The 22,339-nt window shown below is 41.5% G+C and carries 19 protein-coding genes; 15 read left to right on the top strand and 4 right to left on the bottom strand.

All coding sequences use genetic code 11. The features are described 5' to 3' along the window. Positions 1-21 precede the first annotated feature (21 nt). The 9 genes from ftsB (at position 22) to rpoS (ending at position 6,441) form a co-directional block, all read left to right on the top strand. Positions 22-309: a cell division protein FtsB gene (gene ftsB / locus PISS_RS11990; RefSeq protein WP_013465673.1), complete on the top strand. Its 288-nt coding sequence runs from the start codon at positions 22-24 to the stop codon at positions 307-309. Continuing rightward, positions 299-1,000 (top strand): 2-C-methyl-D-erythritol 4-phosphate cytidylyltransferase, encoded by a 702-nt coding sequence (gene ispD / locus PISS_RS11985; protein WP_058155148.1) that lies wholly within the window; start codon positions 299-301, stop codon positions 998-1,000. Before ftsB ends, ispD begins: the two co-directional genes overlap by 11 nt. After that, positions 997-1,479, top strand: a complete 483-nt coding sequence (gene ispF, locus PISS_RS11980; RefSeq protein WP_058155147.1) for a 2-C-methyl-D-erythritol 2,4-cyclodiphosphate synthase — start codon at positions 997-999, stop codon at positions 1,477-1,479. The genes ispD and ispF overlap by 4 nt, the downstream gene beginning before the upstream one ends. Further along, on the top strand, positions 1,476-2,525 hold the full coding sequence (gene truD, locus PISS_RS11975) for a tRNA pseudouridine(13) synthase TruD (protein ID WP_036981589.1): 1,050 nt from the start codon (positions 1,476-1,478) through the stop codon (positions 2,523-2,525). Before ispF ends, truD begins: the two co-directional genes overlap by 4 nt. Beyond that, complete coding sequence (surE, locus tag PISS_RS11970) at positions 2,506-3,270, top strand: 5'/3'-nucleotidase SurE (protein WP_028833935.1); 765 nt, start codon at positions 2,506-2,508, stop codon at positions 3,268-3,270. Before truD ends, surE begins: the two co-directional genes overlap by 20 nt. Continuing rightward, positions 3,260-3,898 carry a protein-L-isoaspartate(D-aspartate) O-methyltransferase gene (locus PISS_RS11965; RefSeq protein WP_036953558.1) on the top strand — a complete coding sequence of 213 codons (639 nt, stop codon included), beginning with the start codon at positions 3,260-3,262 and terminating at the stop codon, positions 3,896-3,898. Before surE ends, PISS_RS11965 begins: the two co-directional genes overlap by 11 nt. A gap of 9 nt (positions 3,899-3,907) precedes the next feature. Further along, a complete protein-coding gene (locus tag PISS_RS11960; RefSeq protein WP_008110336.1) occupies positions 3,908-4,486 on the top strand; it encodes a YqaA family protein in 579 nt (192 codons plus the stop codon). Between the two features lie 41 nt (positions 4,487-4,527). Continuing rightward, entirely contained in the window at positions 4,528-5,352 is an 825-nt protein-coding gene (locus PISS_RS11955; RefSeq protein ID WP_058155145.1) for a peptidoglycan DD-metalloendopeptidase family protein, read from the top strand. Positions 5,353-5,469: 117 nt separating this feature from the next. Continuing rightward, positions 5,470-6,441, top strand: coding sequence for an RNA polymerase sigma factor RpoS (rpoS, locus tag PISS_RS11950; protein ID WP_008110338.1), 972 nt, complete (start codon positions 5,470-5,472; stop codon positions 6,439-6,441). 51 nt (positions 6,442-6,492) lie between these two features. Here rpoS and mutS read toward each other — a convergent pair whose 3' ends face one another. Next, positions 6,493-9,084, bottom strand: a complete 2,592-nt coding sequence (gene mutS / locus PISS_RS11945) for a DNA mismatch repair protein MutS (protein WP_058155143.1) — start codon at positions 9,082-9,084, stop codon at positions 6,493-6,495. A gap of 21 nt (positions 9,085-9,105) precedes the next feature. On the opposite strand from mutS, the gene PISS_RS11940 reads away from it, so the two are divergent. Beyond that, positions 9,106-9,594, top strand: a complete 489-nt coding sequence (locus PISS_RS11940; RefSeq protein WP_058155140.1) for a CinA family protein — start codon at positions 9,106-9,108, stop codon at positions 9,592-9,594. Positions 9,595-9,662: 68 nt separating this feature from the next. Then, entirely contained in the window at positions 9,663-10,706 is a 1,044-nt protein-coding gene (gene recA, locus PISS_RS11935; RefSeq protein ID WP_058155138.1) for a recombinase RecA, read from the top strand. A gap of 109 nt (positions 10,707-10,815) precedes the next feature. Here recA and PISS_RS11930 read toward each other — a convergent pair whose 3' ends face one another. Both PISS_RS11930 and PISS_RS11925 read right to left on the bottom strand, forming a co-directional pair. Further along, the gene (locus PISS_RS11930) at positions 10,816-12,936 is read right to left on the bottom strand and encodes a TonB-dependent siderophore receptor (protein ID WP_198147817.1); all 2,121 of its coding nucleotides are present in this window, start codon (positions 12,934-12,936) and stop codon (positions 10,816-10,818) included. A 201-nt stretch (positions 12,937-13,137) separates the two neighbouring features. Next, positions 13,138-14,307: a DcaP family trimeric outer membrane transporter gene (locus PISS_RS11925; RefSeq protein WP_058155135.1), complete on the bottom strand. Its 1,170-nt coding sequence runs from the start codon at positions 14,305-14,307 to the stop codon at positions 13,138-13,140. A gap of 404 nt (positions 14,308-14,711) precedes the next feature. Between PISS_RS11925 and acs the strand changes: the two genes are divergently transcribed. From acs to PISS_RS11910, 3 genes are all read left to right on the top strand, one after another. Continuing rightward, positions 14,712-16,652 carry an acetate--CoA ligase gene (gene acs / locus PISS_RS11920; protein WP_013465660.1) on the top strand — a complete coding sequence of 647 codons (1,941 nt, stop codon included), beginning with the start codon at positions 14,712-14,714 and terminating at the stop codon, positions 16,650-16,652. A gap of 92 nt (positions 16,653-16,744) precedes the next feature. Next, positions 16,745-17,395: a response regulator transcription factor gene (locus tag PISS_RS11915; RefSeq protein WP_013465659.1), complete on the top strand. Its 651-nt coding sequence runs from the start codon at positions 16,745-16,747 to the stop codon at positions 17,393-17,395. Between the two features lie 154 nt (positions 17,396-17,549). Further along, positions 17,550-19,157 carry an AbgT family transporter gene (locus PISS_RS11910; protein WP_058155133.1) on the top strand — a complete coding sequence of 536 codons (1,608 nt, stop codon included), beginning with the start codon at positions 17,550-17,552 and terminating at the stop codon, positions 19,155-19,157. Between the two features lie 73 nt (positions 19,158-19,230). Here PISS_RS11910 and purU read toward each other — a convergent pair whose 3' ends face one another. Then, positions 19,231-20,061, bottom strand: a complete 831-nt coding sequence (gene purU / locus PISS_RS11905) for a formyltetrahydrofolate deformylase (protein WP_013465657.1) — start codon at positions 20,059-20,061, stop codon at positions 19,231-19,233. A gap of 401 nt (positions 20,062-20,462) precedes the next feature. Here purU and PISS_RS11900 point away from each other — a divergent pair, with 401 nt between their 5' ends. Next, entirely contained in the window at positions 20,463-22,130 is a 1,668-nt protein-coding gene (locus PISS_RS11900) for a methyl-accepting chemotaxis protein (RefSeq protein ID WP_024602336.1), read from the top strand. The last annotated feature ends 209 nt before the right edge of the window (positions 22,131-22,339 follow it).

Raw genomic sequence — 22,339 nt, 5'->3', positions numbered from 1 at the left:
AATTAAAATAAGGAGTGTTTAATGCGATTTTTTCAATTTGGCTTGTTGTGCTTAGCACTTTTTATTCAGTATAGACTTTGGTTTGGCCATAATGGTGTGCAAGACTACACCCGTTTAAAAAATGCGGTGGCATCGCACCAACAAACAAACGAAAAGCTGATCAAGCGTAATAAAGTATTAAAAGCGGATATAGAAGATTTAAAGCTCGGCCTTGAAGGTATTGAAGAGCGTGCCCGCAACGAATTAGGAATGATTAAACCGGACGAAACCTTTATTCGTGTTTTACCGGCTCAACACCATGACAAATAAACAAACCATTGCTGCTATTGTTCCTGCCGCAGGTGTTGGCAGCAGAATGCAACATACAACACCAAAGCAATATATTTCCTTAGCAGGGAAAACCATTTTAGAGCACACGCTCGCTAAGTTATCGCAGTTACCGCAGTTAAACTCTATAGTGGTGGCATTGAGCGAAACCGACCCCTACTTTAACGACCTTACGCTATCTGACCCTCGCATTGTGCGTGCTATTGGCGGTAAAGAGCGCGCAGATTCAGTGTTAAACAGTTTATTGTTTTTAGCTGCCAACCCACCTGCTTGGGTTTTGGTGCACGACGCTGCAAGACCTTTAGTCGATATTGCTGATATAGAGCGCTTAATCGCACAATGCATGCAGGCTGATGAAGGCGGCATTTTAGCCAGCAAAGTAAAAGACACTATAAAACGAGGGCAAAGCCATGCGCAGCAAACTGTGCCTCGTGATGATTTATGGCAAGCGCTTACCCCGCAACTGTTTAAATACGACGAGCTTAAAACGGCATTGCAAAGTGCGCTTAACAGCGGTGCAACCATTACTGATGAAGCCAGTGCAATGGAGTGGGCAAATAAGCCGGTAAAGCTGGTGGCGGGGCGCAGTGATAATATTAAAATTACCACCCCAGAAGATTTAGATTTAGCAGGCTTTTTACTGCAAAAACAAAATAATGAGAGTGCAACATGATACGAATAGGCCATGGTTTTGACGTGCATAAATTTGGAGGCCAAGGGCCTTTAACCATCTGCGGCGAAAAAATTGATTACCCGCAAGGCTTTTTAGCACACTCAGATGGAGATGTAGCTATTCATGCGTTGTGTGACGCGATTTTAGGCTCATTAGCGCTGGGCGATATTGGTAAGCACTTTCCAGATACAGCCAGTGAGTATGAAAATATCGATAGCCGTATTTTACTTCGCCATGTAGTAAACCTAGCCAAGCAACAGGGCTATGTATTAGGCAATGCGGATATCACTATTGTGGCACAAGCACCAAAAATGCTGCCACACATTCAAGCAATGCGAACCAATCTTGCCAGTGATTTAAATGCTGAGCTTTCACAGATAAATGTTAAAGCCACAACCACTGAAAAACTCGGGTTTGAGGGGCGAAAAGAAGGCATTTCAAGCCATGCCGTGGTCATTATGAGCAAACAAAACGCATGAGCGAATTAAATTATTTATATGGCGCGCCGCTTTCCAAAGCCGACTTTAAAACCACCGCAGAAGACTTTATGGTTGATGAGGAGCTCGGTATAGAGTTTACCGGCAGTGGTGAACACGTGTGTTTGCAAGTGGTTAAAAAGGGTGAAAACACCCAATATGTTGCCAAGCTGATTGCACAAAAAGCGGGTGTATCGCCACGTGATGTAAGCTATGCCGGTATGAAAGACCGCCATGGAGTATGCTCGCAGTGGTTTAGCGTAAAAGTACCGATTAAAAAACATATTGATTTTACTGAGCTCAACAGCGAAAGCGTGTTTGTGGTTTCGCAGCAGCGCCATGAGCGAAAATTACGCACTGGTTGCCATAAAGGAAATAGATTTACTATTACCTTGCGCAATGTAACCGAGCCGCTTGATATTTTATGCCGTATAAACGCAGTACGCGCAGGTGTGCCTAACTACTTTGGTGAGCAGCGTTTTGGCCGTGATGGGCATAACTTAGTCATGGCTGAAAAAATGTTTGCCGGTGAGCGCATACGCGATAAAAAGCTGCGAGGCATTATTATTTCTGCTGCGCGTTCACATGTGTTTAATCAAATTGTTAGTTTACGCGTGGCTGAGCATGGCCTTGCTAAAACCATGCATCGCGAAGTATTTATGCTAAGTGGTAGCAATGCATTTTTTGAAGATGCGATAAGTGATGAAAATATTGCACGTCTTGCCTCAGGCGACATTATGATGTCGGCGCCCATGGTTGGCAAAAGTGAAAAAGGCCTTACCGAACAAGAAAAAACATGGTTGGCACCGTATCAAGCATGGTGTGATGGCTTAGGGGATTTAGGGCTTAAAAACGAGCGCAGAATGCTGCGTTTAATCCCTCAAGATCTAAGTGTAGAAACACTTGATGAACGCACATTAAAACTCAGCTTTGGTTTACCCAAAGGCTGCTTTGCAACGGCTTTACTGCGCGAACTGGTTGATTATACTGACGCCAGTCCTCGCGAGCGAAAAGAAAAGGATAACGCAGATGAAGATTCTATTAAGTAATGATGATGGTGTTAATGCCAAAGGTATTGCTGTTTTATACCAAGCATTAACACAAATTGCTGAGGTAACGCTGGTTGCGCCAGATAGAAATTGCAGTGGCGCAAGTAATTCACTGACGTTAATGAATCCTTTGCGTGCAACGACACTCGACAATGGCTTTATGTCGGTTAATGGCACGCCAACGGATTGTGTGCATTTAGGTGTGAATCAATTAATGGATGAAAAGCCCGATTTAGTGGTAGCCGGTATTAACCACGGCGGCAATTTAGGTGACGATACACTTTACTCTGGTACGGTTGCTGCGGCGACTGAAGGTCGTCATCTGGGCTTACCAGCAATTGCGGTGTCTTTGTGCTCTCATCATGGTGAACACTTTGAAACGGCAGCAGCCGTTACGGTCAATATTATTAAAGGGCTTGCTTCGCATCCGCTGCCTAAAGATCAGATCATCAATATTAATGTGCCAGATATTCCTTTAAGTGAGCTAAAAGGGGTTCAGGTAACTCGCTTAGGCGCGCGACACAAAGCAGAAACCATGACCAAGCAAAGCGATCCTTGGGGACGCGATATTTTTTGGTATGGTTCTTTGGGTACAGAAAGCGATGCCGGTGAAGGCACCGATTTTTATGCTGTAAATAATGGCTATGCATCAGTCACCCCATTGAGCGTTGATATGACCGCTAAAGACAGTATCAAAGCTGTGGGAGAGTGGTTAGCCGAGTTGGAGATTAATCGTGCTGGCTAATTATACCCGCAGTGCACAAGCGCTTTCAGACCTATTACAACGAGAGGGCGTAGAAGATAAGGAGGTTTTAAAGGCGATTTCGCAAATTCCTCGGCATATTTTTATTGATGATGTACTAAAGCACAAAGCGTATCAAAATACGGCGCTACCGATAGGGCAAGGACAAACTATTTCTCAGCCTTACATTGTTGCCCGTATGACCGAATTGATGCGTTTAGCCGGCGTGAAAAGTAAAGTGTTAGAAATTGGTACCGGATCCGGCTATCAAACCGCGGTACTGGCTAAAACCTTTGATAAGGTGTATTCGGTTGAGCGTATAAAAGCTTTGCAATGGCAAGCAAAGCGTCGATTACATCAGCTCGATTTATATAATGTCACTATGAAACACGGTGACGGTTGGCAAGGATGGCAATCGCAAGCGCCATTTAATGGCATTATTGTGACCGCTGCGGCAACGATTATCCCTCCAGAACTACTCGCACAACTTGCAGATGGAGGCGTATTACTCGCCCCCATTGGTGAGGCAGAACAAAAATTAACCATGGTTATTCGCCAAGGCGATAGCTTTACAGAGCATGTAATTGCGCCAGTAAGATTTGTACCTTTGGTCCCTGGCGATATTGAATAGGAATTCATTTTGAAGTTGTTTACCAAGTTATATGATATGGCCTTAGTTTGGGCTAAGCATCGCCATGCAGAACGTTATTTAGCAGGGATGAGCTTTGCCGAATCGGTTTTTTTTCCGGTGCCACCCGATGTAATGTTAGCGCCTATGTCGCTGGCACAACCGAGTAAAGCATGGCGATTTGCAAGCTTTGCTACCGTAGCTTCTGTGCTTGGCGGCGTGCTAGGTTATCTACTAGGGTTTTGGTTATTTGAACCTGTTGTAGAGCCTTTTATTGCGCAAATGCAATGGCAAGATAAATTTAATACGGCACTTGCATGGTTTAAAGACTATGGCGTATGGGTGGTATTTTTAGCCGGGTTTTCGCCTATTCCTTATAAGGTATTTACTATTGGTGCAGGGGTATTACAAATGGCGTTTTTACCCTTTATTGTTGCATCGGCGGTTGGACGAGGGGCGCGTTTCTTTTTAGTATCTGCTTTAATGAAATGGGGCGGAGTTAAAATGGAGCAAAAATTACGTCAATATATTGAAGTGCTTGGCTGGGCTGTGGTTGCTTTAATTGTTGTTGCGTACATTTTATTACGTTAAGTACTATATATTAATGTTATTAACGCAGAGGGCAAAACGCATTGAATAAACAAATACGCTGTTATGTTGCTTTATTTATTAGTGTTTTTCTCTGTGCATGCTCGTCTCGCCATGTTCCCGCACCGGTAAGCAGTTTAAATAATAATATTAATGACTATCCCTCACGGATTAATATTAACGGCGGAAAATACACAGTACAAAAAGGCGATACACTTTACTCGATTGCTTTTAGTGCCGGAAAAGATTTCAGGGAGCTTGCAAAAAACAATTCAATTGCATCACCTTACATTATTGTTCCTGGTCAGGTTGTTTCTCTTTTAGAACCAAGCAAGCCAAGAGTTACAGCAAAAACGAATCAAAAACACCCAGCTAAAAAGTCATCTAATTTACAAAAAAGTAACAAAAAATCAAAGAAAGAGCTTGATAAGCCGAAAAAACGAAGGTATGTTCAAAAACAAGCTAACCAAAAAATTAGCAAGTCTCAAGGTTCTGCAAACAGAAAGTTGAGTTGGTTTTGGCCTGCTAAAGGTAAAATAATCCAACGCTTTTCTAACAAGGAAAATGGTTATAAAGGCCTACAGATTGCTAATAAAAAGGGGTCGGCAGTATTCGCCGCTGCTCAAGGAACGGTAGTCTATGCGGGTAGTGCACTAAGAGGTTACGGTAATTTAATTATATTGAAACATAATGATGATTACCTAAGTGCTTATGCACATAACTCAAAGTTACTTGTTAAAGAAAAGCAAACAGTGAAGGCGGGACAAAAAATAGCAGAAATTGGTAATTCAGAGTCTTCAGTAACGGCACTTCGTTTTGAAATTCGTTATCGAGGAAAAGCTGTTAACCCTGCTAAATACCTACCCTGAACTAAAGGTGTTGATTGATTGTTCTGGAGAAGGCTCATGGCTAATACAGCAAAAGCTAATAAAACGACTACAGACCTTAATCATAAAGTTATTGATAGCTTGCTCAGGAGAAGTCTTATGGCTGATGTAGCAAAAGCTGAGAAAACCCCCACTGATGATAAGTTTGACGATTCAAAAGTTGAAGATCCAACGCAACTACTTGATGACGTGGAAGATGAAGACGTATTTGTTAAAGAAGAAGTCACTAAAAACCTCGACGCCACTCAGTTATACCTAGGCGAAATTGGTTTTTCCCCTCTATTAAGTGCCGAAGAAGAAGTCTTTTTTGCACGAAAATCGCTTAAAGGCTGTGAAGCTTCCCGTAAACGCATGATTGAAAGTAACTTACGCTTGGTTGTGAAAATTGCGCGCAGGTATAACAATCGTGGGCTTGCTCTACTCGATTTAATTGAAGAAGGTAACTTAGGACTCATTAGAGCGGTTGAAAAGTTTGATCCTGAACGTGGTTTTCGATTTTCTACTTATGCTACATGGTGGATACGTCAAACCATTGAGCGGGCGATAATGAATCAAACGCGTACTATTCGTTTGCCTATTCATGTTGTTAAAGAGCTTAACGTTTATTTACGTACAGCACGTGAGCTAACGCAAAAGCTTGATCATGAGCCTACCGCAGAAGAAATTGCAGAAAGCTTAGATAGACCGGTCGAAGACGTTACTAAAATGCTACGCCTAAATGAAAAAATAGCCTCTGTAGATATGCCCATTGGTAGCGAGAATGACAGTGCATTATTAGATGTGATAGCCGATGAAAAAAATGTAGGCCCTGAAGGTGAAGTACAAAACAACGATATGAATACGCATATTATTGACTGGTTAGGTGAGTTAAACCCTAAGCAACGCGAAGTACTGGCACGTCGGTTTGGTTTACTAGGCTATGAACCCTCAACCCTTGAAGATGTTGGCCGTGAAATAGGCTTAACCCGTGAGCGAGTTCGCCAAATACAGGTTGAGGCGCTACGTCGGTTAAAAGATATTTTGCAACAAGAAGGCTTAAGTACCAAAAGCTTATTTGAACAGTTCGCTTAATCTAAACACACAGAAAAATGAATATCGCCCGGCTTTTTTAAGCCGGGCTGTTTACGTATAAAGCAGTGCTTTTAATTTATAAAGCAGTTCATGCGCCTGACGCGGTGATAGGTTATCAGGGTCTATTGCGCTCATTTGTTGCTCAAGCTCACTAGGCTGAATTATTTGCGGTTCACTATCAAACGGTAAAACCTGTTGCTCTGTAGTGACTGTGGTGACACTTTGATGGTTTTCAAGCAAGCTTAGCTTTTGTTTAGCTTGGGCAATAACTGCTTTAGGCACCCCGGCCAGTGCCGCTACTTGCAAACCAAAACTTTTACTTGCGGCACCATCTAATACCGTGTGCATAAAGGCAATGGTATCGTTGTGTTCAATGGCATCTAGGTGCACATTAACCAGCCCAGGCGTTTGTTCTGCAAGCTCAGTGAGTTCAAAGTAATGGGTTGCGAACAAAGTTTTAGCCGCGATTTTTGAAGCGAGGTGATCAGCCGTGGCGTACGCCAGCGATAAACCATCGTAAGTACTGGTTCCTCGGCCTATTTCATCCATTAATACCAATGATTGTGCAGTGGCATTATTTAAAATTGCCGCGGTTTCGGTCATTTCAACCATGAAGGTTGAACGCCCAGATGCTAAGTCGTCACTGGCGCCAATACGGGTAAATATTCTATCTATATTACCAATTTTAGCGCTATCGGCAGGAACGTAACAGCCAATATGTGCCATAAGCACAATAAGGGCAGTTTGGCGCATGTAGGTTGATTTACCGCCCATGTTAGGGCCGGTAATAATCAACATTTTACGCTGGTTATTGAGTTCCACAGGGTTGGCAATAAACGGGTCTTTCATTACCTGCTCTACCACAGGGTGGCGGCCTTGTTTAATGCTGATATTATCGTTATCGCAAAGCTCAGGTTTGGCATAATTAAGTGTTTGGGCACGCTCTGCTAAATTGTTCAGTACATCTAAATCGGCAATGACCGAGGCCATTATTTGTAGTTGCTCAATATGCGGAGCAATAAACTCAAATAACTGTTCGTATAATTGTTTTTCAAGGGCCAACGCTTTTGATTGACTGCCGAGAACTTTGTCTTCGTGTTCTTTTAGTTCTGGGATTATATAGCGCTCGTTATTTTTTAATGTTTGACGACGAATGTAATCTGCAGGCACTAAGTGCGAGTTGGCGCGGCTCACTTCAATAAAAAAGCCATGCACACGGTTATAACCAATCTTAAGTGTACTAATACCTGTACGTTCACGTTCGCGCTGCTCTAGCTGTTCAAGCACATCGGTGGCACCTTGGCTTAAATTACGCCACTCATCAAGTTCGCTGTTATACCCTGGCGCAATAACACCGCCATCACGAATTAACACCGGTGGGTTATCAATCACTGCACGTTCAAGTAATGCTTGAAGCTCAGGAAGCTCTTTAGAGTGGGCTATAATATGAGAAATACGCGCATCTGTGGCATCGTTTAATAAGCTATGCAGCGGTGCTAATGCTTGAAGCGCACTACGAAGCCTTGTTAAATCACGTGGGCGAGCCGTGTGTAATGCCAAGCGAGCAATTACACGTTCTATATCACCAATCTCTTTGAGCGCGTCATGCAGCTCACTGCATAATTGCACATCTAAAATAGCACTAATGGCATTTAGACGAGAGTTTAACTCGTCTTTATTACGAATAGGGGTATGAATACGACGCTTAAGTAATCGCGAGCCCATCGCTGTGGCGGTTTTATCAAGCACTTGAGCAAGGGTATTTTCAAAGCCACCTGATAGATTAACGGTAAGTTCAAGGTTTTTGCGAGTTGGCGCATCCAAAATTACTGCGTGTTCATTATGCTCAAGGGTAATTGCACGAATGTGCGGTAATGCAATGCGTTGGGTATCTTTTACGTACTGCATTAAACAGCCTGCTGCCACCAGGGCGCTATGTGCTTTGTCGACCCCAAAACCGACTAAATCTTTGGTGCCAAACTGCTCGCACAGTAAGTGTTGCGCGGTATCAAGGTCAAACTCCCAATCAGGGCGACGACGCGCTCCCTTAATATGTTCAATTAAATGAGTGTTTTCAAAGTGTTCACTATATAGTAATTCAGCAGGCGCTAAGCGTTGTAGCGTTGAGCTAAATGCTTCATCGGTACTAACTTCAACAATGTTGAAGCGCCCAGAGTTGATATCAAGATACGCAACACCGTATTGGCCTTTTTTATTTTGCCAAACACTGGTTAAAAGGTTGTCTTGGCGTTCTTGCAGTAAGGCTTCGTCAGAAATAGTACCCGGGGTGACAATACGGACTACCTTGCGCTCAACAGGACCTTTGCTGGTGGCTGGGTCGCCCACTTGTTCACAAATAGCCACCGACTCGCCCATTTGTACTAAGCGGGCTAAATAGTTTTCTACTGCATGATAAGGCACGCCCGCCATAGGAATAGGATCGCCGCTGGCTTTGCCACGATGTGTTTGTGAAATATCAAGCAATTGCGCGGCGCGTTTTGCGTCGTCAAAAAAAAGTTCGTAAAAATCCCCCATCCGATAAAACAATAAAATATCGCGATGCTCTGATTTTATTTTTAGATACTGCTGCATCATAGGGGTTTGTTGTTTTATAGTGTGCTGTGCATAAAGATCAAACGACATGTATTTACCCAAAGGCTGAATATGGAATTACATCAAGAGATTAAGACACTTGCTGCGCAATTAGGCGCTATTTTAACGGATAAACGCTTATGGATCACTACCGCTGAATCATGTACTGGTGGTGGAGTGAGTTATTCGCTTACCGATACCCCAGGCAGCTCAGCATATATTGACCGTGCATTTGTCACTTATAGCAATAACGCCAAGCATGAATTACTCAATGTGAAGCGTGATACCTTAGAGGAATTTGGCGCGGTGAGCGAACAAACAGTCATTGAGATGGCAGCAGGCGCATGTAAGGCGGCTAATGCTGATATTGGCATTGCTATTTCAGGAATTGCAGGTCCCGGTGGTGCCACTGAGGGCAAACCGGTAGGGCTTGTGTGGTTTGGCCTACAAATTAACGGTAAACACTGGGCGTTTGAGCAAGTATTTGATGGAGATAGGGCGCAAGTTAGGCTGCAAGCTATTGTATTTTCTTTAAAAACTATAATAGAGAAGATAAAATAATAAAATTAGCTTGATACTGTGATTTCATACAGTATACTTGTCTGCATTAGCTGGATTTGGAGAGTAAAATGAACGATAACAAACAAAAGGCATTGGACGCAGCTTTATCACAAATTGAACGTCAATTTGGTAAAGGCTCAATTATGAAATTGGGTGATAACAAGGCGTTAAACATTGACGCTGTATCAACAGGCTCGCTAGGTATTGATATTGCTTTAGGCATAGGCGGCTTACCAATGGGGCGTATTGTTGAAGTATATGGCCCAGAGTCATCAGGTAAAACAACGCTAACATTACAAGTTATCGCGCAAGCTCAAAAAGAAGGTAAAACCTGTGCCTTTGTTGATGCTGAGCATGCTCTTGATCCGGTTTACGCACAAAAGCTAGGCGTTAATATTGATGAGTTACTTGTATCTCAACCAGATACGGGTGAACAAGCACTGGAAATTTGTGACATGTTAGTGCGCTCAAGCGCGGTTGATGTAGTGATTGTCGATTCGGTTGCTGCATTAACACCAAAAGCTGAGATTGAAGGCGACATGGGTGATTCACACATGGGCTTACAAGCACGTTTAATGTCACAAGCATTACGTAAGCTTACAGGTAACATTAAGCGTTCAAACACGCTATGTATTTTCATTAACCAAATCCGTATGAAAATTGGTGTAATGTTTGGTAACCCTGAAACAACAACTGGTGGTAATGCCCTGAAATTTTACGCCTCTGTACGTATTGATATTCGTCGTATTGGTTCGGTAAAAGAAGGCGACGAGGTTGTTGGTAATGAAACGCGTGTTAAAGTTGTGAAGAACAAAGTGGCACCGCCGTTTAAACAAGCTGAATTTATCATTATGTATGGTGAAGGTATTTCTAAGCAGGGGGAGCTGATTGATTTAGGTGTTAAGCATAAAATTGTTGAAAAAGCAGGTGCTTGGTACAGTTATAATGGCAACAAAGTTGGCCAAGGTAAGTCTAACTCAATTAAGTTCCTTAAAGAAAACCCTGAAATTGCAGATGAAATAGAAGGTAAATTACGTGAAATGCTATTGCTAAAAGCAACGGTTGAGCCAGAAGATGGCGAAGACGTATTAGGTGATGAAGGCGACCTTTAAGCCCATTTGTTTTAAAAGCTTGATTTGACCCGAGCTTAAAAAAAGCGCTAACCATTAGGTTAGCGCTTTTTTATTGTTTGCTATAAAGTGACTTAAAGCCTAGTTAGCTTTATAGCTGCCAGTTAACTGACAATGAGTAGTTACGCGGTGCCCCGTAGTAACCTTGCTCCCAATAAAGGCTGTTTATGTACTTTTCATCAGTACTGTTATTAACATTAAAGGTAACACCGACGTTTTGAGTAATTTCGTAGGTGGCCATTAAATCTAATAAGCCATAAGCATCTTGTTTTGTAGTTGCCAATGCGTTGCCTGCTGGATCTTTTACTTGCACACGGCTAATAGAATCTTGCCAGCGGTAATTAGCACCTAAGGTTAAACCATCAATAAATGGCACTTGATAAGTGGCTGCCATTTTTAATTGGTTTTCTGGGGTGTAATCTTTAACGAGTTCATCACCATCAATACTTAAATTACTAAAGCTGATGCTGGCACTTAAATCATCAGTTAAGCGACCGCTTAATTCAATTTCGAAACCATCACTGTTAATACCATCTGCAGCGTAATAACGCGTATCGCTTGGAAGGGAGCCCGGAAGTGCAACAGCAAGTCCATCTTGCTTAGCATCAAAATAGGCCAGTGTTACAAATACTTGCTCATCTAAAAGTTGTGCTTTTAAACCAACTTCAGCACTTTTACCAATAACAGGAGCCAGTTGTTCAGCGTTAATGTCTAATTCTTTTTGCGGCACAAACGTTTCTGTGTAGCTAGCGTAAGCTGATAATGACTCGGTAAAATCGTACACAGTACCAATGTAAGGAATAACCTCTGAGTCATCGCGGGTTTGCACTACACTATAAGCAGTACCTTTAGTTTCCCAGTCGGTATAGCGTACGCCAGCCAAAATGCTTAATGGCTCTGCTAGTTTTATACGAGTTGAAACATAGGCCGATCTTTGTGTATTTTGTACATCACTGCCGTTAGGTTTATCAACCAGTGTTGCTTCTGGTGCTATCCCATCCCAAGTCGCTAAATCAGGCATCGCAGGGAAACCATTTCCTGTGCTGTAGTCATAAAGTGATTGGTCATTAAAGTCCATGTTTGCTTGGCTAATGCCGAATGATAAGTCGTGCTCTAAAGAAAATAGCTCAAACTTACCGCTGGCATATAAATCAAACAAATCTTGGGTGTCTTTGTAATCATAACGACTCGCATATCCCGTTAAACCTAAACCAGTTCCTTTATCTGGTGTGCCATACACATAAAACAACTCTGAATTTTGTTCATTTTTTATGTGGGCATAACGCGCTTTAGCGACCCAAGTCGCTGATAAGTTTTGCTCAAGTGTTACATAAACACGTTCAGCGCTATTATCCCAATACGACCAATCTGCAGCTGTGCTAGTTGAGTCATCATAGTTAGTTGCTGAGCCATCAGTGTAATAAAGTGGTAACGCGCCCCATAAAGGACTGTCGGCATCTTTTTGTTCGTTTACGTAGTTAATGCTCAGTAGTGTATCGTCAGTCAGCTTACCCTCATAGGCAAGGTAGGCAACGGTTTTATCGGTTTCGTAACGGTCTAGGTATGACTCTTTATCTTGCTTAGTAAATACAGCACGAACAGCGTGTTCGTCGTTAATCGGTGTGGAAACATCAATATCTACACGTTTATTATTCCACGAACCATAAGAAGCGGATGCATGAGCTTGCGTTGTGTAGGTTGGTTTTTTTAGCACCATATTAACAGTAGCCGATGGGTTACCTGCACCGGTCATCATGCCGTTGGCACCACGCACTATTTCAACGCGATCGTAAATTGCCGTATCAAGTGTACCTTGAATTGAACCTGAGCTTTGCGGCGTGCCTAAACCATCAATTAAAAAGTTAGTTATTTCAAAACCACGGGCTTTAAAGTAAGTACGATCGGTTTCTATTTGTTCCACTGTTACGCCTGGGGTGCTTTCTAATACCGCATTAATATCATCAAGTGAAAAGTCATCCATCAACGCGCGTGAGACAACAGAAATTGACTGTGGAGTTTCTTTAATTGTTAAACCTAGCTTAGTCGCTGACTGTGCTTCTTCGGTAATATAATTTTTATGATGTTGCCCATAAACGGCAATTTTTTCTAAAGGTAGGTCGTCTTGCGTGTCGTTAGCAATAGCATGCCCAGATAAAACCAGTGAAGTAAGTAGACTCAGTTTAAATGCAGAGTTTTTATGTTTGTACAGCATCTTGTTTCCCATAAGATAAAATGTGGGTGTAATTTAATCTAAATGAGAGTGATTTGCAATTGCGTTAAGTCGGTATTTTACACATCTTTGATATTTTTTAAATAAAGCGTGTGGTTGTAGTTAACCTGAGCGCTAGTTAAAAACCAAAAAAGCGGCCGAAGCCGCTCAGGAAGTAAATCAGTACTTTAATCAGTAAAGAAATTAAAATGCATATTTAACAGAGAACTGTAAGCGATCCATATCGCCATCTACGCCACTTTCAAGCTCACGTTCTGCATGTTTTAATTCAGCACCAAAGGTTAAGCGTTTAACCGGTGAGTACAGAATATTTGCGCTGTAGCTTTGGCTTGATTCTGTCGGATCACCTGAGAATGAAAGTAAGTCTGTATTGTTATCTGCTGAGAAAAACGAATATAGCAATGTAGAGCGCCATTGGCTGTTCCACTTATGTTGATAAGCAATAAAACCTGATGTTGAATCAATGGCATCTAAATCATCACCGTTGAGTACCGCACCACGTGCTACGTTTAGACCAACATAACGGCCTAACCCTTTACCTTGAGTAAGCATAAATTTAAGGTTGTCTTCACCTAGTTTAACCATACCTGATGCACTGACACCAAAAGAAGTTTCATCGGCATCAACACCGCCTACTTTATAAGTTAATTGACGAGCGAGTGCAGCAACTACAAAGTTACCCCAGTCAGCATTGTGGGTATAGCGTGCAGTAAAATCAGGTAATGAGGCATCATCTGTCACTGCCATGCCACCACCAGGTGTTGTAATTGTACTTTCTGGGTTTTCTAAAGAGAAAGACCATGCGCCCGTAGTGTATTTAATTTGAGATTGACGAACAAAGACGGTGCCTTCAGCTGGGCCAACAAAATCAAGCGCTTCTGGTAATGCACCGACGTTTTGAAAGTTTGACCATGTTTGACCAAATAACCAGCCATCATAAGAAATAAAGGCATGGCGAATACGCGGAGAATATGAATTGGACACACGCTCGTTACCGCCAGGAGCAGAAGCTAAAAAGTCTAACTCAATTTTAGTTTTAACCGTTTTGCCATTATCTAAAAGTGTAGACGTACCAAAGTTAAAGCGAGATTCACGTGCGTGCATATCAAATACAGCATCTGAGTTATTATCGCTGCCAACGGTTAATGTACTTGGTACATAAAAGTCACGGCCAACACTGGTGCCTGCAGGCGCACCTGCTGAGTAGTCACTCCACATTGCGTCGAGTTTAATGTATCCACCGTAGGTGAATTCGGTATCACCTATTTTTGCAGCTGTTGCGGCATAAGCTGTGCTAGAAAGTGCACAAAGTACAGCTGTAGCTGCCAGTGTTTTAATTGGAGTAAGTTTCATTGTTGCGTCCTTTTATAGGCTACTTGTTGTATGTTTTTTCTAACGTGTGTTACTTATATAGTACTAACAAATTGAATTTACATAGTTTTAATTTAATTTATAAGTAAATAAGGATTGTTAATAAACAGTCAATACTTTTAAGTATTTAAGCTACTGTTGTATATGTACACAATTTACTCAATCAACTATTAGTCTATTAGACTAAGGTTTAATAAATATGAGTTGTTCATATTCTTTGCTTAAATAATGTGTATTTTTATGTATATCAAGTGTAACTAAGGGGATTATAGATAAGATAATAGCTGTTTGAACCTAGATACAACTAATGTCTAATATTTAATAGTGCACCGCTGAGTAATCCTTGATGAAAAGCCTAAGGCAAGTAATATAAATTGGAGACTAATATGTCACAAAGTATCTACCCAGTTCCTGCGCATATTAAAAACGCAGCGCTCGTCGATAATGAAAAATATAATACGATGTATAAACAGTCTGTAGAAGACCCTGAAGGGTTTTGGGCTGAGCACGGTAAGCGTCTTGACTGGTTTACTCCTTATTCAAAAGTAAAAAACACTTCATTTGATAAAGGCCATATTAATATCAAATGGTATGAAGATGGCTACCTTAATGCATCTTACAACTGTATCGACCGCCACTTAAAAACAAAAGCAGATAAAGTAGCGCTTATTTGGGAAGGCGATGATCCTTCGCAAAGTGAAAATATTACCTACCAACAATTACATGACGAAGTCGCTAAATTTGCCAATGGCTTAAAAAAATTGGGTGTAAAAAAAGGTGACCGTGTTGCCATTTATATGCCAATGAGCCCACAAGCTATTTATGCAATGCAAGCTTGTGCCCGTATAGGTGCGATTCATTCTGTTATATTCGGTGGCTTTTCACCATCGGCTATTGCAGATCGTATTAATGATTCAGGCGCTAAGGTGGTGATCACATCAGATGAAGGTCGACGTGCGGGTAACTGTGTACCGCTTAAAGCCAATGTTGATGAAGCGGTGTTACAAGATTCGGTAACTACCGTTGAGCATGTAGTTGTTCATAAACTAACCTCTGGCGATGTTGATTGGCATAGCCATGATATTTGGTGGCATGACTTAGTTGCTGATGAAGCACCCGAGTGTGAGCCTGAGCGCATGAACGCTGAAGACCCATTGTTTATTTTATATACCTCAGGTTCTACGGGTCAGCCTAAAGGTGTGGTACATACCACTGGTGGTTATTTAGTGTATTCATCAATGACTCATGAATATGTTTTTGACTTAAAAGAAGATGATATTTTTTGGTGTAGTGCCGATGTGGGCTGGATCACAGGTCACAGTTATATTGCTTATGGCCCGCTTGTTAATGGGTGTACGCAAGTTGTATTCGAAGGTGTGCCAACTTACCCAACAGCAGGGCGTATGGGTGAAGTTGTTGATAAACATAACGTTACTATTTTATACACCGCACCTACTGCTATTCGAGCGCTTATGGCCAAAGGTGATGAGCCAATTGCCAGTTCAAACCGAGATAGCCTGCGTATTTTAGGTTCAGTAGGTGAGCCAATTAACCCCGAAGCGTGGACGTGGTACTACGAAAAAATTGGTAAATCTAACTGCCCAATCGTTGATACCTGGTGGCAAACTGAAACTGGCGGCATTATGATTGCGCCGCTTCCAGGTGCAACTGATATGAAACCAGGCTCTGCAACTCGTCCATTTTTTGGTATTGCACCGGCGTTATTTGATGCTGAGGGTAATACATTAGAGGGCGCTGTTGAAGGAAACCTAGTTATTTTAGATAGCTGGCCTTCGCAAGCACGAACTGTGTATGGCGATCACGAGCGCTTTGAGCAAACTTATTTTAGTGCCTACCCGGGTGTTTACTTCACCGGTGACGGTTGTCGTCGTGATGAAGACGGAGATTACTGGATCACAGGGCGTGTGGATGATGTGCTTAATGTATCTGGGCATCGTTTAGGTACTGCTGAAATTGAAAGTGCTTTAGTCGCTCATGAAGCTGTGGCTGAAGCTGCAGTTGTCGGTTACCCGCACGATATTAAAGGCCAAGGCATATATGTTTACATTACACCTAACGAGGGTGTAACAGTGAGTGATGAGCTAACAAAAGAGATCCGTAATTGGGTACGTAAAGAGCTTAGCCCTATTGCATCACCCGATATGATCCAATGGTCGCCAGGGTTACCAAAAACTCGCTCAGGCAAAATTATGCGTCGTATTTTACGTAAAATTGCTGCAAATGAGTATCAACAGCTTGGTGATACGTCGACACTCGCCGATCCGTCAGTCGTTGATGAGCTAGTAGAAAATCGATTAAATCGTTAATTTCGCGTTAAAAGCTTGATTAGAAGTTGATTCTAAACGTAGTATATCGGCTGTTGTCTATCGGATAGCAGCCGAATTTTTGGGAGTGAACAATGAGTCAGTTTTTAATAGCGGACGATCATCCGTTATTTCGCGAAGCATTAAAGGGCGCTTTGAGCGCAAAATTTGCAGGTTTAGAGGTTTTTGAATCGGCCGATTTTGATAGCACATTGAAAGTGTTAAGCGAACAAGAAGATCTTGATATATTACTACTAGATTTACACATGCCAGGTAACGGTGACTTATACGGATTAATCCGTATTCGTGAAGATTATCCGAGCTTACCGATTGCGGTGGTTTCGGGTAGTGAAGATGTAAATATTGTTTCTAAGGTAATGGGTTATGGCGCTATGGGGTTTATTCCCAAATCATCTTCATCGGATGATATTGCTAATGCAATAAACCAAATACTTGAAGGCGACACTTGGCTGCCAACTGAACTAAAAAGTAAGGTAGCTGAAATAGAAGGCGAAGATAGGGAAATTGCCGCACAAGTTGCATCACTTACTCCACAGCAATACCGTGTATTGCAATATTTGCACGAAGGCTTACTTAATAAACAAATAGCTTACGAACTGCATATTTCAGAAGCCACCGTCAAAGCACACATAACTGCCATATTTAGAAAACTCGGTGTTTATAACCGAACTCAAGCTGTTTTAATTGCCGCAAAATTACAACTAGAACCCATAGAGCAAGTTTAAACAGGTTAAATTAGAGGCGAGAGCCTCTTTTTTGCAACTCAAGCACGCGAAACCATTCAGTTACTATGACATAACAAGTCATTCATCTTTATTACATGACCTGCTGGGTAAATAATGCTAGGTTACGGGCATTTTGTAATTAAGAGAGCATGGTATGTCAGACTCAATAGACTCACCAAACACATCCCAAGATGAAAATCAGGTCGCAAAGAACGGCTGGTTTAATCGATTTTTAGCCACTGTAGAATTTTTAGGGAACATGCTTCCCCACCCAATTACGTTATTTGCATTGTTTTGTATTACCATTATTTTATTTAGTGGCGTTGCCGATTGGTTTGGACTCAGTGCTATCGATCCACGGCCTGAGGGCTCTGCTGGGCGCGATCCAGATGGTGTTATTGAAGTAGTAAGCTTACTCAGTGCAGAAGGCTTACAGCGTATTGTAACTGGGCTGGTGACTAACTTTACTAGCTTTGCGCCATTAGGGACGGTATTAGTTGCGCTATTAGGTGTGAGTGTAGCTGAGCATTCAGGGCTATTGTCTGCCGCTATGCGTGGCATGGTAATGGGGGCATCAAAACGCTTAGTGACCTTTATGGTGGTGTTTGCCGCTATATTATCCAATACAGCTTCTGAGCTTGGCTATGTGGTATTGATTCCGCTAGCGGCAATGATATTTCATAGCTTAGGTCGTCATCCGCTTGCCGGTCTTGCTGCAGCATTTGCTGGGGTATCTGGCGGTTACAGTGCTAATTTATTATTGGGTACTATCGATCCGTTACTAGCCGGTATTACCACACCAGCTGCACAAATGATTGACCCAACTTACCAAGTAGGCGCAGAAGCAAACTGGTATTTCATGATGATATCGGTATTTTTAATTGCCATATTAGGCACGCTAGTTACTGAGAAAATTGTAGAGCCGCGATTAGGCAAATATAACCCAGACGAAGCCAGTGAAGATTTAGCTCAAAACAACATTGCCGGTTTAACTGACAAAGAAAAGTCGGGCTTAAAATGGGCTGGATTCTCATTACTTGTTGTTTCATTACTACTCGCGTGGACGGTTGTACCCGCAGACGGTATTTTACGTAACCCAGAAACAGGCCTAGTTGCTCACTCGCCGTTTTTAAAAGGGATTGTGGTTTTTATTTTTGTCACCTTTGGTATTCCAGGTTTTGTGTATGGCCGCGTTGTTGGCACCATGAAAAATGATAAAGACGTGATTAACGCCATGAGCAAAAGTATGAGCTCTATGGGAATGTACATTGTATTAGTATTTTTTGCTGCGCAGTTTGTGGCATTTTTTAAGTGGACTAACTTAGGTACTATTTTAGCCATTAATGGCGCTGCATTATTACAGGCACTTAGCCTAACGGGGCCGGAAGTATTTGTGTTGTTTATTTTAATGTGTGCTTTAGTGAACTTAACGCTAGGCTCATCGTCAGCGCAGTGGGCAGTAACAGCCCCTATTTTTGTTCCTATGCTGATGCTTATAGGTTATGCCCCCGAGACAATTCAAGCAGCTTATCGTATTGGTGATTCGGTAACTAACTTAATTACCCCGATGATGAGTTACTTTGGCTTGATCCTCGCGGTTGCCACTAAATACAAAAAAGACATGGGAATTGGTACTTTGGTAGCGACTATGTTGCCATATAGTATTATTTTCTTTGTTGGTTGGGTGGTGCTGTTTTACTTATGGGTATTTGTTTTAGGTATGCCAGTAGGCCCTGGGGCACCAACGTATTACACACCCTAACTAAGTAAGGTTTAATATTTACTGATAAAAAATGCCAGCTTATTAGCTGGCATTTTTATTTAAAAAGTAAAAATTATGAAAATACGACGGTTTTATTGCCATTAATAAATAGCTTATGTTCTGATGCTAGTTGCAATGCTTTACAAAACACTGTTTTTTCCACGTCTTTACCCATTTTAGCCATCATTTCAGCCGTATTAGCATGGGTTACACTCGATACGTCTTGTAAAATAATAGGGCCTTCATCTAGCTCATTATTTACAAAGTGAGCCGTGGCACCAATAATTTTTACACCGCGCTCAAACGCCTGATGATACGGTTTAGCACCAATAAAAGCCGGTAAAAATGAGTGATGAATATTGATGATTTTACCCTCAAATCGACCAACAAACTCAGGGCTTAAAATACGCATGTATTTAGCTAACCCAATAATGTCAGGGTTATAGCTGGCAATTAAGTCACCGACTTTTTCGTCGTGCTCACTGCGCGTAAGTCCTTCATGAGAAACCACATGAAAAGGAATATCAAATCCCTTAACCAAAGGCTCTAATGTAGGATAATTGGCAATCACGGCAAGTATCTCTATGTTTAGGGTTTGTTCAAATTGCTTTAACAACATGCCGCCTAAACAGTGGGCTTCTTTTGTGGCTAATAAAACAACTTTGGTTTTTTCTTCACCGTGTAGCGCCACTTTTGCACCTGCGGGTAATACTTCGCGCAGCTGTGCTAAAAACTCAGTGTGGGGTTCGCCAGTGAGTTCAGTGCGCATAAAAAAGCGCTGTGCATCTTTATCTACAAACTCGTTATTACGAATAATGTTTAAGTTATGTCGGTGACACAGTCCGGTAATTTTGGCGATTAAGCCAATATCATCGGCGCATTGGGTGGTTAGTATGTAACTCATTTTCCTCATTCTTACCCAGTAGTTAGTTGCTTCATTATTTGCGTTTTAACTCAGAAAGCAAGACCTTTGTGTGATGCCCAATATTTAATTTCATTAAAGCTAAAATAGCGTTAGTCAGGTTAATTTAGCTTTAAGGAAGTTTAACAAGCTGTGTACTGGCTATTTGAAAGGCTAAATTGGTTTTGGTTCTTTATTACTGCTTATATACTATCGTCTAGTTATAAAGTGTTTTTTAGTGTGTTTTACTATTGCAAGAGTGTATTAAATTGCTAAACGATCTCGTTTGTGCTTAATTTGTATACAGGTATGCGTTGTATAGTAATGCAAACAATGAAATTTTTTAGCTAACGGGCTACAAAATAAAAAGAGCTTGATGGCTTGTAATGTTAATTGGAGAAATAATGGGTAATTTAAGCTTAAAAAACAAATTGCTACTGTTGGCTGTTTTACCATTAATTGTATTGCTAATCAGTTTTATGGCGGGTTCATATTATTTAGAGAAGCAAAATCAGCAGCAATACTTTAATGAATTCAAAACCAAACTAATAGCAGATAAACAAACGCTGCTAAAAACAGAAATTGAAATTGGTTCTCAAATAGTGCAATACCAATTAGCACAAGGTAATGAACAAGACGCAAAAAATGCGCTAAGGGATTTAAAATTTGGCGAAGATGGCTATTATTTTATTTACGATACCGATGGCGTGAGTGTTTTTCATGCATTGTTAGGCGATGCAATTGAAGGGCAAAATAAAATAGACATGACCGACCCAAACGGTAAAAAAATAGTGGTTGGTTTACTAGAGCAAGCTCGTAAAGGGGGTGGGTCTTTTACCTATCACTTTCAAAAACCTAACACGACGGGTTTGATTGAAAAAATAGGGTATGCAGCCATGATCCCAGGTACTAACTGGATGATTGGTACGGGTACTTATATGGATGACATTGAGGCTGAACTAGTTAAATACCAAGCAACCATGGCTGAGCATTTAACTGAAAAAATGACCACCTTATTTTTAATATCACTTCTGCTACTTGGTTTAGCAGCAGTGGGTGCTTTATATGCAGCGAGTAATATGGTTAAACCAATACATCGAATGGTACAAAGTTTAGATGACATAGCCAAAGGTGAAGGTGATTTAACCAGAAGATTAGTGATTGACACCCATGATGAAATTGGTCAATTAGGTGAATCGTTTAATCTGTTTGTTAGTAAGCTGCATAGTATTATTTCCGGTGTGGTCGATGTGACGAGCGATGTTAAAACGGCCTCATCAGATATCAATACGCAAACTTTATTAATTGAAGATAAATTATTAAAACATAATCATGAAACTGAATTAGTAGTCACCGCTATTACTGAAATGTCAGCAACCTCGCATGAAGTGGCGCAAAACACTACACAAGTTGCGGTATCAACGCAGGCAGCAACAAAAGAAGTGGCCAATGCCCAAGATTGTGTGGATGTTTCACTCAGTGAAGTTTCAAATTTAATGGGTGAAATTAACCAAGCCGCTGAGCAAGTAAACTCGTTAAGTGAACAGTCTAAAAAGATTAATAGCGTGTTGAGTGTTATTGGGGGTATTGCTGAGCAAACGAACTTACTGGCATTAAACGCCGCTATTGAGGCTGCACGAGCGGGTGAGCAAGGTCGTGGTTTTGCCGTTGTAGCTGATGAAGTAAGAAGCTTAGCAAGCCGCACTCAAGATAGCACATTAGAAATTAATGAAATGCTTAGCGAATTACATAACTTAGTTACTGCGGCTGTAGGAGCCATGCAAGCGAGTCAACAAAGCTGTAACCGCTCTGTAGAGTCTTCACGCGCTATATCTGAAAGTTTAGGTGCGGTTACTACATCGGTAACAACAATTAACGATATGAGTACACAAATTGCCACCGCAGCTACTGAGCAAAGTAGCGTTACAGAAGAGATAAACCGTAACGTGTATGCAATTCAAGAAATTGTGAATGAATTAACGCAATCGAGTAAAACGACCTCTTCGGTAAGTCAGCACTTAGCGGGACGAGGTCAAAACTTAGGTGATTTAGTCGGTCAGTTTAAAATATAAATAACACTTAGCTATTAATTGCTTTTGGAAGCCGTGACTTATTTAGTTACGGCTTTTTTTTGCTTTATTTTTAGCTAAAGCGCGATAGTTTATTGCCTGCTACAACCATAAATATTTAACAGCACAGCGATTTTTTAATATTTTTATTAGCGACTAATGTACACTATAAGGGTCTGTTGACCTTTTTGGATTGAAACATGTTCAACCTC

Source organism: Pseudoalteromonas issachenkonii (genome assembly GCF_002310795.1).
GTDB lineage: Bacteria > Pseudomonadota > Gammaproteobacteria > Enterobacterales > Alteromonadaceae > Pseudoalteromonas > Pseudoalteromonas tetraodonis.
The sequence above is the reverse complement of the archived record's forward strand: the minus strand, read 5'-3'. Positions and strand labels throughout refer to the sequence as shown.

Coding starts and splice junctions, on each gene's coding strand:
- PISS_RS11900 (WP_024602336.1), top strand. CDS start 20,463: ATGGGTAATTTAAGCTTAAAAAACAAATTGCTACTGTTGGCTGTTTTA.
- acs (WP_013465660.1), top strand. CDS start 14,712: ATGTCACAAAGTATCTACCCAGTTCCTGCGCATATTAAAAACGCAGCG.
- PISS_RS11930 (WP_198147817.1), bottom strand. CDS start 12,936: ATGCTGTACAAACATAAAAACTCTGCATTTAAACTGAGTCTACTTACT.
- recA (WP_058155138.1), top strand. CDS start 9,663: ATGAACGATAACAAACAAAAGGCATTGGACGCAGCTTTATCACAAATT.
- PISS_RS11940 (WP_058155140.1), top strand. CDS start 9,106: ATGGAATTACATCAAGAGATTAAGACACTTGCTGCGCAATTAGGCGCT.
- truD (WP_036981589.1), top strand. CDS start 1,476: ATGAGCGAATTAAATTATTTATATGGCGCGCCGCTTTCCAAAGCCGAC.
- rpoS (WP_008110338.1), top strand. CDS start 5,470: ATGGCTGATGTAGCAAAAGCTGAGAAAACCCCCACTGATGATAAGTTT.
- PISS_RS11915 (WP_013465659.1), top strand. CDS start 16,745: ATGAGTCAGTTTTTAATAGCGGACGATCATCCGTTATTTCGCGAAGCA.
- PISS_RS11910 (WP_058155133.1), top strand. CDS start 17,550: ATGTCAGACTCAATAGACTCACCAAACACATCCCAAGATGAAAATCAG.
- purU (WP_013465657.1), bottom strand. CDS start 20,061: ATGAGTTACATACTAACCACCCAATGCGCCGATGATATTGGCTTAATC.
- ispD (WP_058155148.1), top strand. CDS start 299: ATGACAAATAAACAAACCATTGCTGCTATTGTTCCTGCCGCAGGTGTT.
- PISS_RS11925 (WP_058155135.1), bottom strand. CDS start 14,307: ATGAAACTTACTCCAATTAAAACACTGGCAGCTACAGCTGTACTTTGT.
- mutS (WP_058155143.1), bottom strand. CDS start 9,084: ATGTCGTTTGATCTTTATGCACAGCACACTATAAAACAACAAACCCCT.
- ispF (WP_058155147.1), top strand. CDS start 997: ATGATACGAATAGGCCATGGTTTTGACGTGCATAAATTTGGAGGCCAA.
- surE (WP_028833935.1), top strand. CDS start 2,506: ATGAAGATTCTATTAAGTAATGATGATGGTGTTAATGCCAAAGGTATT.
- ftsB (WP_013465673.1), top strand. CDS start 22: ATGCGATTTTTTCAATTTGGCTTGTTGTGCTTAGCACTTTTTATTCAG.